The 14,545-nt window shown below is 41.6% G+C and carries 16 protein-coding genes; 8 read left to right on the top strand and 8 right to left on the bottom strand.

All coding sequences use genetic code 11. From position 1 onward, the window contains the following. Positions 1-22 precede the first annotated feature (22 nt). The 3 genes from gmk to coaBC are packed head-to-tail and all read left to right on the top strand — an operon-like array spanning position 23 to position 2,087. Positions 23-595 (top strand): guanylate kinase, encoded by a 573-nt coding sequence (gmk, locus tag ACKGJO_RS01190; RefSeq protein ID WP_411321572.1) that lies wholly within the window; start codon positions 23-25, stop codon positions 593-595. Between the two features lie 8 nt (positions 596-603). Continuing rightward, complete coding sequence (locus tag ACKGJO_RS01185) at positions 604-897, top strand: DNA-directed RNA polymerase subunit omega (protein ID WP_411321571.1); 294 nt, start codon at positions 604-606, stop codon at positions 895-897. A 2-nt stretch (positions 898-899) separates the two neighbouring features. Continuing rightward, positions 900-2,087, top strand: a complete 1,188-nt coding sequence (coaBC, locus tag ACKGJO_RS01180) for a bifunctional phosphopantothenoylcysteine decarboxylase/phosphopantothenate--cysteine ligase CoaBC (RefSeq protein WP_411321570.1) — start codon at positions 900-902, stop codon at positions 2,085-2,087. 116 nt (positions 2,088-2,203) lie between these two features. Here the strand turns inward: coaBC and ACKGJO_RS01175 are convergent, their stop codons facing one another. Next, positions 2,204-3,352: a hypothetical protein gene (locus ACKGJO_RS01175; protein ID WP_411321569.1), complete on the bottom strand. Its 1,149-nt coding sequence runs from the start codon at positions 3,350-3,352 to the stop codon at positions 2,204-2,206. A gap of 513 nt (positions 3,353-3,865) precedes the next feature. On the opposite strand from ACKGJO_RS01175, the gene ACKGJO_RS01170 reads away from it, so the two are divergent. After that, positions 3,866-4,717 carry a lipase family alpha/beta hydrolase gene (locus tag ACKGJO_RS01170; protein ID WP_411321568.1) on the top strand — a complete coding sequence of 284 codons (852 nt, stop codon included), beginning with the start codon at positions 3,866-3,868 and terminating at the stop codon, positions 4,715-4,717. On the opposite strand, the gene surE is transcribed toward ACKGJO_RS01170, so the two are convergent. The 7 genes from surE to ACKGJO_RS01135 form a co-directional block, all read right to left on the bottom strand. Then, a complete protein-coding gene (surE, locus tag ACKGJO_RS01165; RefSeq protein ID WP_411321567.1) occupies positions 4,718-5,488 on the bottom strand; it encodes a 5'/3'-nucleotidase SurE in 771 nt (256 codons plus the stop codon). Next, positions 5,485-6,315 (bottom strand): 3-methyl-2-oxobutanoate hydroxymethyltransferase, encoded by an 831-nt coding sequence (gene panB, locus ACKGJO_RS01160; protein ID WP_411321566.1) that lies wholly within the window; start codon positions 6,313-6,315, stop codon positions 5,485-5,487. The genes surE and panB overlap by 4 nt, the downstream gene beginning before the upstream one ends. Next, positions 6,312-6,746, bottom strand: coding sequence for a 3-hydroxyacyl-ACP dehydratase FabZ (gene fabZ / locus ACKGJO_RS01155; RefSeq protein ID WP_411321565.1), 435 nt, complete (start codon positions 6,744-6,746; stop codon positions 6,312-6,314). The genes panB and fabZ overlap by 4 nt, the downstream gene beginning before the upstream one ends. A 34-nt stretch (positions 6,747-6,780) precedes the next feature. Then, complete coding sequence (ubiE, locus tag ACKGJO_RS01150; RefSeq protein ID WP_411321564.1) at positions 6,781-7,473, bottom strand: bifunctional demethylmenaquinone methyltransferase/2-methoxy-6-polyprenyl-1,4-benzoquinol methylase UbiE; 693 nt, start codon at positions 7,471-7,473, stop codon at positions 6,781-6,783. A gap of 118 nt (positions 7,474-7,591) precedes the next feature. Next, complete coding sequence (locus tag ACKGJO_RS01145; protein WP_411321563.1) at positions 7,592-8,209, bottom strand: histidine phosphatase family protein; 618 nt, start codon at positions 8,207-8,209, stop codon at positions 7,592-7,594. A gap of 19 nt (positions 8,210-8,228) precedes the next feature. Further along, positions 8,229-8,906, bottom strand: coding sequence for a hypothetical protein (locus ACKGJO_RS01140; RefSeq protein WP_411321562.1), 678 nt, complete (start codon positions 8,904-8,906; stop codon positions 8,229-8,231). 31 nt (positions 8,907-8,937) lie between these two features. Next, positions 8,938-9,639, bottom strand: coding sequence for a ComF family protein (locus ACKGJO_RS01135; protein ID WP_411321561.1), 702 nt, complete (start codon positions 9,637-9,639; stop codon positions 8,938-8,940). A gap of 98 nt (positions 9,640-9,737) precedes the next feature. Between ACKGJO_RS01135 and ACKGJO_RS01130 the strand changes: the two genes are divergently transcribed. The 4 genes from ACKGJO_RS01130 to ACKGJO_RS01115 all read left to right on the top strand — a co-directional run bounded on the left by ACKGJO_RS01130 (position 9,738) and on the right by ACKGJO_RS01115 (position 14,524). Next, entirely contained in the window at positions 9,738-10,802 is a 1,065-nt protein-coding gene (locus ACKGJO_RS01130; RefSeq protein WP_411321560.1) for a helix-turn-helix domain-containing protein, read from the top strand. A gap of 13 nt (positions 10,803-10,815) precedes the next feature. Further along, on the top strand, positions 10,816-12,813 hold the full coding sequence (ligA, locus tag ACKGJO_RS01125) for an NAD-dependent DNA ligase LigA (RefSeq protein WP_411321559.1): 1,998 nt from the start codon (positions 10,816-10,818) through the stop codon (positions 12,811-12,813). Between the two features lie 105 nt (positions 12,814-12,918). Next, positions 12,919-14,133 (top strand): alanine dehydrogenase, encoded by a 1,215-nt coding sequence (locus ACKGJO_RS01120; protein WP_411321558.1) that lies wholly within the window; start codon positions 12,919-12,921, stop codon positions 14,131-14,133. A 22-nt stretch (positions 14,134-14,155) separates the two neighbouring features. Beyond that, entirely contained in the window at positions 14,156-14,524 is a 369-nt protein-coding gene (locus ACKGJO_RS01115) for a hypothetical protein (protein ID WP_411321557.1), read from the top strand. Positions 14,525-14,545: the final 21 nt, after the last annotated feature.

Below are 14,545 nucleotides of genomic sequence, written 5' to 3'. Positions count from 1 at the left end.
CTACTCACTACTCACTACAATTATGAAAAAAGGAAAAGTAATCATTTTGGTGGCACCCAGTGGAACTGGTAAGTCGACCCTCGCTCGCATGCTATTTGAGGATTTTGAAAACCTGAAGTTTTCAGTATCAGCTACCACCCGACTGCCCCGCGAAGATGAGGAAAATGGAGTTCACTACCACTTTCTTTCAGATCAGGAATTTAATGAAAAGATCAGCTCGGGTGACTTTCTGGAATGGGAAGAATTCTATGGTGGGAAGAAATACGGAACATTGCTGTCAGAAGTTGATAAACAACTAAATTCGGGTTATTTTGTTTTGCTTGATATCGAAGTAAAAGGCGCCATTAACATAAAGGAAATTTACGGTGATGAGTGTTTGAGCTTATTCATCAAACCGCCTTCTATCGATATTTTAAAGCAACGCTTGACCGACCGCGGAACTGAAGATAATGAGACCCTGGCTCTGCGGCTGGAAAGAGCAAAAGAAGAACTTACATACGCTGATCGTTTTGATCAGGTAATTATAAATGATGACCTTGAAACGGCTTATCAGGAAGTAAAAAAAGCCGTTGTCAAATTCATGAATCAAAACTGATACCATCCATGGCAGTCAAAACATTAGACATTGAGAAACTAAAATTCAAAACAGGTAACAAATATGAGTTACTTGTGATCTTGTCCAAGAGAGCCCGTCAGATCGCTGCTCAGGAAAAGCTTGAACTTGACGAAAAACTGCAGTACTTCGAGGGTTTTGAAGAAGAAGACGAGTTTTCATTCAACGAAGAACAAGAAAATATTTCTAAAGCGTTTGAAAAATTACCGCATGCTACACAGCGTGCCATTACAGAAATGGAAGATGATCAGATCTACTACCGTCATCCTGATAAGGAAGACTGATCATGCTTTCCGGTAAACGCATAATTCTTGGTGTTACCGGAGGAATTGCAGCATATAAGGCTGCTTTTTTACTTAGAGAATTTCAAAAAGCGGGAGCTGAAGTCCGTGTCACCATGACACCCTCGGCCACCCGCTTTGTTGGTTTAGTGACCTTTGCTTCCCTTTCTGGACACGATGTTGCCGTAGATATCTTTCCTGATGATAACGAAGCCGGTGAATGGACCAGACATATAAACTGGGGCGAATGGGCAGATCTTTATGTGATCGCCCCATGCACGGCAAATACCATTGCCAAGATATCGAAGGGCATTTCTGATAATATGCTTACAAGTACCGTTCTTGCAGCCCGATGTCCTATACTTGTTTGTCCTACTATGGACGGTGAAATGTATGAATCTCCCGGTGTCTCCCAGAATTTAAAAACTTTGGGTAAAATGGGATACCACATTCTGGAACCTGAGATTGGCTTTCTTGCTAGTGGAATGGAAGGAAAAGGCCGACTTCCTGAGTTCACTGCGATCCTTGAAAAAGCATCAGATATTATTGGTAACATTAAAGGGCCTCTGATGGGTAAAAAAGTGATCGTCACGGCAGGCCCAACCAGGGAACACATCGACCCGGTGCGATTCATTTCAAATCCAAGTTCAGGTAAAATGGGAGTCGCAATGGCTCAAGCTGCCAAAAATATGGGGGCTGATGTCACGCTTATCCACGGGCCTCTTTCTGTTCCAAAACCTGATGACATTCATACTATAAAAATAACCAGTGCATCTGACCTTTTTGAAACTGTAAAAAATTATCATAAAGCAGATGTGATCATAATGTCTGCAGCGGTGTCTGATTTCACACCAACTCGTGTTCATGACCACAAGATCAAAAAATCAGATTCTGAAGACAGTATTCAGCTTAAAAAGACGCAAGATATACTTGCCTGGCTAGGAGAACATAAAATTGAAGGGCAGGTTCTGATCGGATTCGCTATGGAAACCGAAAACTTGATTGAGAATGCAACTAAGAAGCTTCAAAATAAAAATGCAGATTACATTATTGCTAATTCCCTGAATGAAACTGGCGCCGGATTTGAGTCTGATTCTAATTCTGTTCATCTATTAAACAAAGATTCCGATAGACAGTTTAAAGGTCCTAAAAAAGACATTGCAATCGAGATACTGAATACAATCTTTCGGTAGGTTTTTTGAGAGTTTATAGAGTTAATAGGATGATAAATTTGATTCCAACAGCAAGCCTTTCACATCATTTTGATAAAACTCAAAATATAGATTACACACCTGTCTCCTCTCAACTTTTAATCAATCATCCATTTATAGACACGATAGGTTTTCGCAATTTTGCATCCCAGTGCCTCAAGGCTGCGCCGCATGATCCAGTTCTTTTCGCTTACAAATCCGCCTTCTAATACCTTTAGATTTGGATAATGTTGCTTTGTCCATTTATAGCCCTCAACAAAGACTAAGGCCTCCAATCCCCTACCCCTGTATTTCGGATCTGTTCCAAAGGCCAATGGACGAAATTTTTCAGCTCGTTTTTTAAATCCCACCAACCTTGGCAATTGCCACCACTTCAAAGTTCCCCCCGTTTTAGCAGATATTTCATGCAGGTCAGGTACGCTGACGAGAAAAGAAGCAGGTTTTCCATCAATAAAAGCTATTGGTGAAGTCCCCGGCATCAGCACGGGCTTTAGCTTTTTGATCATTTGATGAATGGTTTCCTCCGAGATCCCTATGAACTCCTCTTCCCGCTCTTCAATAACCTGCTCATTGAATGCCCTGTTATACACAGTCCGAATTAATTCTCCATCTCGGTACAGATTTTTTTTATCAATGGGTCGTATGTCTACATTTGGCTGAGATTTCAACCGTTCGGTGATCTTGACCAGTCTTTCAGGTAACGGCTGCTCCATATTCAGATGGTACATATACAGATCATCAAATTTTTCAGCGCCTGTCACTTCGATCAGTTCTTCATAATAGTCGTGATGGTAAAGCATGCCATATACATTATGGTCATCAAACCCATCGATCAAAATGCCCCAATAAGTATCATTCTCACCAAAATTTATTGGACCTCTGAATCCTGAATTACCCTTTTCCTTATGCCAGACCTTCGCAAAATTTATCATTTCTTTAGAGATTGCGGGGTCCTTTTCAAGATCAATGAATCCTATTCCTCCTAATGGTGGATTATAGACCTTATCCTTTTCAGGATCTGTGAATACGGCAAACCTGCCAACTACACGGTCTTTTTTCTTGACCAGGAACCTTTCACACTCCCCTCCTTTTTTGAACCGTTCATTCTTTTCATTATCAAAAACTTTTTCCACTTCAAAGCGGAAGGGGGGTCTGTACCACTTGTTTCCTTTGTACAACCTGTCAGGAAAGCTATGGAATTGCTCTATCTGTTCTTTTGAATTAACTTTATGGATCTGAATTGACATATCCTTTTATGACAGAAGTTTATAGATTTTGCGTAAGTTAAATTATTGAAATTTAGATACCAATAACGGTTCATGTTTAGTAAAGAAAACGGCAAACTAATTATTACTGTCCTGCTTTTTGTTTCGTGTGTGATTAGCGGAATAATATTAGCTGCTACCCCGGAAACAACAATCTATCGATTAGAATCAACTAATCAACTCGATTCGTTAATAAGCTCTCATATTAATAATGCACAAATTCTTCCGGTACAGATTCGAACATCCACTATAAGGATAGACACAGGTTTCATTAGAAAAGAACACCGTATAAGGGTCCCAACGAGATTTTCAAAAACACTGTTTCATGTAGGTCTGCATAAAGATCTTCAAAAGTATGATGTAGATGTACCCGCTATCGTAAAATTTCCTTCACGGGATATGCATATCTACATGTATCACGAAGATACCGTCATTCGTACATTACGACTGACAACAGATCCAAAACTAGATACTCTCTTTACTCATTAAACAAAAATGCCAGACCGAAATAATTTACTTAAACGGTTCGAACTTCAAGAGTTTCCACAGCCTGAACTTATTAAAGTTAAGCACCCCGTTTTTCTATGTCACGGATATGGAGCCATTGGATCAGTTATAAAAAAAGGACCCCTAAATGATCCCTGTATGGAATTGAGGGGGCATGGAGTCGCGGCAATTGCGCCAAATATTGTTCCTTATGCGCGAATTCAGACCCGGGCAGAAAATTGGGTTCGTTTGATCAATGAGTTTTGCGCAGAGTATAAATGTGAAAAAGTGAATGTGGTTTCCCACAGCATGGGGGGACTCGATATGCGTTACGCTCTTTCCAGCCTTGGTGCAGCAGATAAAGTCGAAAGCCTGACCACCATTGCTACTCCCCACCACGGATCTGCGCTTGCTGATCTTATTTTAAATTCACCCGAACTTATTACTGATAAACTAAGCGTTATGTTTGATTGGTTTGGCGATAATATCTACCCGAAAATAAAAAGTGATGCTCTTGGCTCTCTTGAACAACTTACGGCTGAATATACTACCCAGGTTTTCAACCCTGAAAATCCTGATTTGGACGAGGTTTCTTATTATTCTTACAGTGCCGCGGTTGGTAAGGGCACTAATCATTCTGTAAATCCTGTACTTAAGTTTCAGAATAACCAAATATTTGAAAGGGAAGGGATAAATGACACCTTCGTCTCCGTAGAAAGTGCAAAATGGGCTAATCATGTTGAAACGATTCCTCTATCACATATAGCACAAATGCATCTGCAAATGAATAAAGAAAGTCAAAAAGTGTATGAAAAGTTTTGGTTTGATTTGCTAAAATGCCTTGCAGAAAATGATCACTGACTACTCGTTAAGGCTTCTTTCGTCCACGTTTTCAAGCAATCGATAAGCCGTGAGATCGTAATGTATAGGAGTTACTGAGGCCAAACCTTTATTTAAAACGTGAATATCTGAATCTTTTCCCTCATCAAGCAGTTCAAATTTACCTGTCAGCCAGTAGTAAGCTCGATCAAATGGGTCTACCCTGCTTTCGTATTCTTCTACGTAACGGCTATCAGCCTGACGCGTCCATTTGATATCTGTGAATTCACCCGCGGGTGCATTTACATTCAAGGTGATTCCCCGTGGCAACCCATTCTTGAGGACAAAACCGATCACCCGTCTCGCGGCTTCCTGACAGCCCCTTAAATTCGCATCTTCACTAAAATCAGTACAGCTAACTGCGATTGAGGGATACCCAAGAATGGTTCCCTCAGTAGCCGCACTCACAGTTCCGGAGTACATGATATTGATACCGGCATTGCTTCCATGATTGATACCACTAACCACAAGATCCGGTTTTCTATCAAGCAACTGACCGTGAGCTAGTTTTACGCAATCCGCAGGGGTGCCATTAACGGCTTCTCCATCAAACTTGCCGGCTACGGTGAATTTGCTTGACCTGAGGGGAACCTGAATTGTGATTGAATGTCCCACAGCACTTTGCTCCTTATCCGGAGCTACGATGTATACATCACCGAATTCCGAAGCTACTTCTGCGAGAGCTTTGATTCCGGGTGAAAAGATTCCATCGTCATTACATACTAAAATGAAGGGTTTTTTAGGGTCGCTCATCCGGCGTATTGTTCGTCTTTATTTGGAAAATCTTTACTTTTAACGTCTTTGATATAATTTTGAACTGCATTGGTCATGACAGAGTTCATGTCTGCATAACGCCGCAGAAATCTTGGGTTGAATTCTTTATTCAGACCCAGCATGTCATGAATGACCAAAACCTGTCCGTCACATGATGGTCCGGCACCTATACCTATTGTTGGTATCGATAATTCTTCAGTTACACGCGCGGCCAACTCAGCCGGTATCTTTTCCAATACCAATGAAAAGCAGCCCGCTTCTTCAAGTAATTTCGCGTCACGGATAAGATCGTCTGCCTCTTCCGTTTCGGTTGCCCTCACTTTGTAAGTACCAAATTTATAGATGCTTTGGGGAGTAAGTCCTAAATGCCCCATCACAGGTATGCCTGCATCTACAATACGTTTTACAGTATCTACAATGTATTGTCCGCCTTCAAGTTTTACAGCGTGCGCACCGGCTTCCTTCATCACGCGTCCTGCGCTGATCAATGCTTCTTTAGTAGTAACCTGATAACTCATGAATGGCAGGTCAGCTATCACCAAAGCCCTGTCAACTCCTCGAACCACACAGGATGTGTGATAGATCATATGATCAAGAGTCATTGGAACTGTAGTCTCATGGCCTGCCATAACGTTACTGGCAGAATCACCCACTAAAATGATCTCAATACCGGCTTGATCTATGATCTGTGCCATAGTAAAATCGTAGGCCGTAAGCATGGCTATCTTTTCCCCTTTGGCCTTCATATCAACAACGGTTTGAGTTGTTACTTTTGCAGGCTTGTCAGCAGATTTTTGGGTACTCATACTTTCTCCCGTGATACAAGAGCAGCGGAAGCTTCAAGTTCGCAGGCAACTTTACCGTCAACGGTAGCTTTGCCGGTCATGGTTACGAAGTTTCTTTTTTTACTACCTAATTCCACCTCAAGCATCAGCTGGTCTCCCGGAACCACCTGTTTCCTGAATTTACATTTACTGATCCCCGTAAACACCATTAGGGTTTCTTCGGGGTCCTCTGACTGAGACATCAACATAATTGCACCTGCCTGAGCCAAAGCCTCAACCTGCAACACCCCCGGCATAATTGGCTGACCGGGAAAGTGTCCATTAAAGAACTCCTCGTTTGCGGTTACGTTTTTATATGCCTTGATACTTTCTGCGTCGACCTCAAGCACACGATCTACCAATAAAAATGGATAGCGGTGCGGTAGTATTTTCTTTATTTGTTCTATATCCATGAAACTATATTTTTTTGTTTAGGTCAAGAATATACTATTTCTGAACCACTCCTACATAAACGTATGCAATTCCGGCCGTCAATCTTACGGCTCTCCGGCTTTCAAAAGCACCGGATTCATCCATAAGTGAAAGGAATTTATCCCCGGCCGGGAATTTGGCACTGGTTCTCGGCAGGTAAGTATAGGCTTCTCTGTTTCCACTTAGCCATCCGCCTATGGCCGGCATTATATGCTGACTGTATAATTCGTAAGGAAATTTCATAAGGCCTCTTGGCTGGCCAAATTCCAAAACCACAACACGCCCACCCGGTTTTACGACGCGGGCCATCTCTTTCAGTGCCGTTACAGGTTCATCTACGTTTCTGATCCCAAAAGCGATACTCGCTATATCAAATTTGTTCTCATCATAAGGCAGATTCATGGCATCAGCCACTTCAAAATCAATGGTCAATCCCGCTTCTTCAGCTTTTGCCGGAGCAGGTTCTATCATAGGGGCACAGAAATCAGTTCCTAATACATAGCCTGAGTCTCCTACTGTTTTTTTGAACTCGATAGCCAGATCACCGGTTCCTGTGGCACAATCCAAAACATGATCCCCTTCGTGAGCACCGCTTTCCAAAACGGCCTTTTTTCTCCATGCATGATGTACTCCAAATGACAGCACACTGTTGATCCGATCATAATCATCGGCTATATCTGCAAACATGGATCTTACTTTTTCACTCATACTTTTTTAATTCATTTATCATTAGAAAGCCAAAAACAAGAAGCTGATTAAAATGGTTCTTACAGCCTGAAAAGATAAGCAATTAATAACAGTTCGATTAGTAAAGATTGATGATGATTTAAACGAGTTCAGTTAAATGATCCGTTACATTGAGCCGAACAGCCTTAAATGAACCTGCGCTCCAGCTTAAATGATTTATAGCACCATTCTGATGTTCGATCTCATGCATATTCTTCAATCCGTGACCCAGCCATTCAGATAGGAGGATCCTAGTCAGTCTTCCATGGATCATGAAAACTATGTTCTCATTTTGTGTATCCTCTAGAACTTCTGAAACTTTTTTATTGGCGCGATTAAAAGCCTCCATTGGCGATTCACCGTTACTTGGTGCAAATTTCACATTACCGGATTTCCATTGTTCATGAACCTCCAGCACATCACCCTGTATCTCTTTAAATGATTGCCCTTCCAAAACTCCGAAGTTGATCTCATCAAGTTCAGAATATTTCTCTACCACCAGCTCTCTTTCGCTGGCTAAAGGCTGAAGTGTTTCGTGGGTTCTCCTCAAACCGCTGGCAATCATTCTGTGAATATCAAAAGGTTCAAGAGCCTTTCTGATAGCCTGCGCTTGTCTGCGACCAACCTCATTTATGGGAGCGTCTATACTTCTTCCTTGAATAATTCCTGCTTTATTGTTGTCCGTTTCGCCGTGGCGGATAAAAAATAATTGCCTCATAGGTAAATTCTGCAAATGCTTATTTTTTCTCTTTAGTTTTATGATAGTTAACAACTCGGATAAACTCTTTCTCCATTTCCTGAATCTTACCTGTCAGACATCCTTCCTTCATACCATATCTGATCAGTAGCATGTTCAATACACGATCTTGTTTGGGAACCCTTTTTTTCTCGTAAAATTTACTTCTAAGAAAGTTTAACAGCATTCTGAGTAATCCAACTTTGTACAAAAAAAATAGTCCCAAACCATACCAAACTGCACTGAGATCAACTGAAACTCCTAAACCGGCAATCACATCATCAAAAGTCATTCCGATAAGAAATATGGCTGAAATGGTGTAAATAAAACCATCTTTATTTAAAACTTTTATGATCGGTGTAGCTGTAACATTCACCAATACACTGGTATTGAAGAACCATAAAAAATAAAAGACAAGAGTAATACCCGTTGCTACCAATGGATTCACACTGGCGTAAACAAGAATAAAGTACAGCATAAGAGCCAACCCATCCGAGCTTTTGACCCAGGCATCAGCTTCTTCGATAATTTTTTCAACGGAGTATTTCTTTAACAGGCCCGGCACATATTTTTCAATTTCTTCTCTGGTGATATGATACCAGTTTCCTTCTGACGTAGTGATACCACGCGGTAATTCGAGCATCTGCCACTCATTGCGTCCTCTTTCAAAATTTTCCATGCATCAAATATACCCTTAATAATGCACTGTTTCATGCTTGAGCTATGGTAACAATCGCAATTTTTTCACATCCTGACGCCTTAAGCACAGAAGCTAATTCGAACGTTGTTGAGCCTGTGGTAAAAACGTCGTCTACTATTATGATATTCTTTCCCTTAACCATGTTTTGAGTGATCACCTTAAAGGCATTTTCAATGTTATTTCGGCGTTTTATGAGGGAGAATCCGGTTTGAGTTTTCGTATTCTTAATCCGCAGAACCGCCTTTTTAGGTATTATATTACCGCCGATTACATGAGAGATCCCTTTTGCAATATAATAAGCCTGATTATATCCCCTTATTCTTCTCTTTTTGGAATGAAGGGGAACCGGAAGCAGATAGCGTTCTTTGTGTATAAATTCTTCCAGCAATGGATTTGCCTCCATACTTTTCCCGAGCTGTCTGCCAATATCTTCACCAACCCCTGTAATTCGATGATATTTTAACTGATGAAGTAGATCTTGCAGGTACCCACCTTTATCAAAAGTCCAGAGTGCATGTTGTAAATTGATTCCCTCAGGCAAAAGAACTCCCTGTGAAGTAGCCGATCCATTAGGCACTGTTTCTTCAAATTTTGAGTGCAAACATTCCACACAAATCACGTTTTCATTCGTGGATAAACTGTGCCCGCAAACCACGCAAACTTTTGGAAACAGTACTTCCATCAACCCTTCTTTAAACCTTATAATATTCATGTTTCTTCCCTCTTTATTTAAGGCAAAAGTTTGCTTTTCCTAACACAATATATTACTTAGCTTCTCTCAGATATTGTTTAGGACTTAAATTGGAATATATGTCTCTCGGAAAAGATCTTGCCTTCATTCGCAAAAAACAAAACCTCTCTTTAGAGGATATACAAAATGAAATTAAAATTCCGCTTTTGACGCTAAAAAGTATTGAAGACGGTTCCATATTCACTGATTCTGGAGAAACCAAAACGTATATCCGAAGTTTTGTGAGAAGTTATGCCAAAGTACTTGGCATTGAGGATTCGGAGATCGTTCAGGCTTTAAATGAGCTAGAAGCGGGAACCTATTCCGGCAGCCTACTGGCAGATACCAAAAAACCGGATGAGGTATATCATGAGATCGATAATATAGATTCTGAGAAATCTGAAACAATAGATAAAGAAGAAAAAAAAGACCCTAAATCGGTCTCTGGTCCTCCGAGAACAAAGCCCTCTCCGGCAACTGATGTGCACTCTGTCAACTGGGCTGATATGGGCAAAAAGTTCTCTTCCGTTAGGCAACATTCCAATTTGTGGGTGGTCATATCTTTCCTTGTTATTTTAGTGGTCGCCCTATTGGTCACAATTTTCTATTGGGATAGTCTGTCATCAGCATTCAGCAGTGAAGAAGCTGACGAGCCTCAGGTGGAGACAGTTCAGCCCTCAGCTCCACAAGAAGATTCACAAATTCCTACAGCCGAGAATATCCCAGCTGAAGATGAAGATCCTGAGACAATGAACCGGCCACAGGATACTCCTGATGATGCTCCAGTAACCCTGGGCGATACGCTGACTGTAACAGTTTACGCTGCTTTTGATAAACTGGAACCGGTAAGAGTGACAAGTGATTTTAACTGGAAAACCAATCCGTTCTGGATGGAACAGGGTGACGCTTTCAATTTCGAATTCAGCGACAGCTTGTTGGTGGATGGGCAATATAGTCGTATGCTTTTACTTTTTAACGGACACATCATTGAAAATCCCCGTCAGTCTTATTTTGATCAGACATTCAATGCAATTCTGATCACAAGATCTGTGTTAAATCAGCCAAGATATCTTGAACCGGCACCTGCAGAGTTTCCACTAGATATTGGAGCTCCGGATAGCACTGAATACGTTATAAGATTTTAGTATCCCATTATTCATGAATAAGAGTGAAGCTAAACAACGAGTAGAGGAACTACGCGAACTACTTAACAAAGCTAATCAGGCCTATTATCAGGAAGCCCTTCCTTTTATCAGCGATAAAGAGTTTGATGAAAAACTGAATGAGCTCCAAAAACTGGAGGATGAATTTGACCTTCATGCCCCTGAATCTCCCTCCAAGCGTGTTGGTGGTGATGTCTCATCAAATTTTGAAACGGTGAAACATCCGGTTCCACTCCTTAGCCTGGATAATACCTATAACGAAGAGGATCTTAATGACTTTGACGCACGGGTTAAAAAGATCCTGGGGCATGATAATTACAATTATATGGTCGAGTTAAAATTTGATGGTGCTTCTATTCGCCTCAGATATGAAAATGGCACACTCGTTCTTGGTGCCACCCGCGGTAACGGCCAACAGGGGGATGACATCACCAATAACCTGAAGACCATTCAGGATATTCCCCTGGAGTTATCCGGAGATGCCCCCGATGTGGTTGAAGTGCGAGGTGAAGCGTATATGGAACGAGAAGCCTTTGCCAAGATGAATGAACGCCGTGAGGAGGAAGGACTCAATGTGTTTGCCAACCCAAGAAATTCAACGGCAGGCTCCCTGAAAATGCAGGATCCCAAAGCTGTTGCTCAGCGCCCAATCCGTTTTTTCGCATTTGATATGCTCTTAGACGGTGAGGATGATTCCATGACTCAATATCGTAAGGCCAAAATGTTGCAAGAGTTCGGACTACCGGTTTCCGAACATTATCGTATTTGTTACGAAATCGATGAGGTGCATTCCATCATAAAAGAATGGGATGAACTTCGTCACAAACTACCCTATGAAACTGACGGTGTGGTCATCAAGGTCAACCAGAGTCACCTACGTGATCAATTAGGTACAACATCAAAATTTCCGCGCTGGGCTATCGCTTACAAATTTGAAGCAGAACAGGCTACTACAACTGTAAATGATATTACACTGCAGGTTGGCCGTCTTGGGACTATTACTCCGGTTGCAGAACTTGCAGCTGTTGAATTGGCCGGCACTACGGTCAAACGCGCCTCTTTGCACAACGAAGACGAGATTCAGCGTAAAGACATCCGCATTGGTGATACCGTAGTGGTTGAAAAGGCCGGTGAGATCATACCACAGGTCATTAGTGTTGTTGATCCCGACAGAGAAGACAGAAATCCACCATTTATATTCCCACAAGACTGCCCAGCATGCGGTTCAGAACTGATCAAATACGAGGACGAAGTGGCCTGGCGATGTATCAATCCCACTTGTCCCCCACAAGTTCGCATTCGAATTGAACATTTTGCCTCACGTGATGCCATGGATATTGAAGGCCTTGGTGAATCTGTCGTTGACCAAATGGTATCGGCCGGTCTGATCCAAACTTTTGCCGATCTGTACGAACTGGAAAAAGATCATATCATAGAACTTGAAAGAATGGCCGAAAAGAGTGCTCAAAATCTGATCGAAGCCATAGAAAAAAGCAAAAAACAGCCCTTTGAAAGGGTTATCTACGCCTTAGGAATTCGTTTTGTGGGGAAGACGGTCGCAAAAGATCTTGCCAAAGCTTTTAAGACTATGGAAAATCTTCAATCACAAAACCAGGAAGATCTTGAAGCAGTTGATTCAATAGGACCCAGAATTGCTGAATCTGTAGTGTCCTTTTTTAAGACTGAAAAGAACCAACAGATAATTAACAGACTTAGAGATCATGGCCTTCAGTTTGAGCAGGAAGAGGAAGAACTGGTTTCCAATATCTTTAATGGAAAAAAAATTGTACTAACCGGCTCACTCCCTACTTATACCCGAAAAGAAGCTTCAGACCTGATCGAAAAACATGGTGGAAAGACCTCATCTTCCGTAAGTGGTAATACGGATTTTGTTTTAGCAGGCGAATCTGCGGGCGGTAAACTTGATAAAGCAAATAAGCTGGGAGTTCCTGTTCTTGATGAAGCTAAATTTCGAGAAATGATCGGAGAATAAATCATCCTTACTTAATTAGTAGTACCGCGTCCTTATTCATTCTGATACTCTCACTGTTCATCAATTTTGCCTATCTTCGGAAAAATCACCGATAGCCTACACCAGATGGATATAAAACCACTTGATACTGAACAAATAGGGTTAAAGACACTTGAGAAGCATTTGATCCGCTCCAAAAGCAAGGTATCCCTTAAGATCGGCTTACCTAAAGAGATCTCATATGATGAACGAAGGGTGTCGCTGACACCGGGTGGAGTTTCTGTATTGAGGGCAAATGGGCATGAAATTTTTATTGAGAACGGAGCAGGTAATGCCGCTAATTTTTCTGATCGGGAATATTCGGATGCGGGAGCTGAAATTGCCTATAGCAGCGAAGATGTGTTCAAAAAATCTGAACTCATTCTGAAAATTGCCCCTCTAATAGAAGAAGAATTTGAATACTTGCAGCCAAATCAGTCGGTTATTTCTGCATTACATATTGGCAGTCAAACTAAAAAATACCTCGAGACCTTTGCAAAGAAATCTATTACCGGAATTGGATATGAATATATTCGGGGTGAAGATAAAGAGTTCCCTATTGTTCGAATGATGCACGAAATAACCGGATCCATGGCCGTTCAAATAGCCTCACATTATCTGGAAAGCATGAGTGGTGGTCAGGGAATTATGCTGGGCGGTATATCCGGAGTGCCACCTGCTACAGTCGTTATTCTGGGAGCCGGAATAACCGGTGAATACGCAGCCCGAACAGCCTTGGGCTATGGAGCACAGGTTTTTGTTATGGATACGGACTTGACGGCTTTAAGAAGACTTGAAAATGCTTTGGACCGAAGAATAATTACAGCGGTCGCAAATCATCAATATTTGAATTCTGCACTTAAATTTGCAGACGTTATTATTGGAGCCGCCATGGCTGAGGGAGAGCGTTCCCCATGCTGGGTGACCGAAGAAATGATCGCCGGCATGAAGCCGGGCAGCGTAGTTGTTGACACAGTTATCGATCAGGGTGGGTGTGTAGCCACAAGCCGCCAAACATCGCACTCTAACCCTGTTTATTCTCAGCATGAGGTAATTCATCACTGTGTACCTAACATTCCCGCCAACGTGCCAAGAACAGCAACCTATGCACTTAACAATGTGTTGGTTCCATATATTTTATCCATTGGCGATGCAGGCGGTATAAAAGAATGTCTGTGGGAAAATGTTGCACTGAGAAATGGCACATATGCCTACAAAAATAATATTACCAAGAAATCTTTGGCCAACATGTTCGATATGCCGTACCGTGAAATCGAAATGCTTATAGCTTCCCAAATTTAACTAAATATGACTGATTGAAATCATGTCTGAGCTCAATGAATCCAATTACAAGCGTATTGCCATGATTAACTGGATTCTCGCTGTACCAATGATCGTTCTCTTTGCATGGCCGTATCATTTGTCTGCAGGACTATTAGGAATTGATACATATCTTAAATATGTGGGAGCTCTTTTGTTCTCAGCTCCTTTTATGCTTACCATTCTACATGGACATGTAACCATGGCTTTGGGAGCGGTTCATCGTCACCACTATTATAAGTGGATGACCGATGAAAAACCACTTACCTTTGGACTACTCTTTCATCCCATGTTTGTGAAAACCCGATTCAGGCTAATTCTTCTCGTTATAAGTCTGCTGATATTGCCTGTAGCATATATACTTGGGATCTGATTAAACTGAATGTTTTTGATG

It is taken from the genome of Gracilimonas qinghaiensis, assembly GCF_046602855.1.
Taxonomy (GTDB): domain Bacteria; phylum Bacteroidota; class Rhodothermia; order Balneolales; family Balneolaceae; genus Gracilimonas.
The sequence above is the reverse complement of the archived record's forward strand: the minus strand, read 5'-3'. Positions and strand labels throughout refer to the sequence as shown.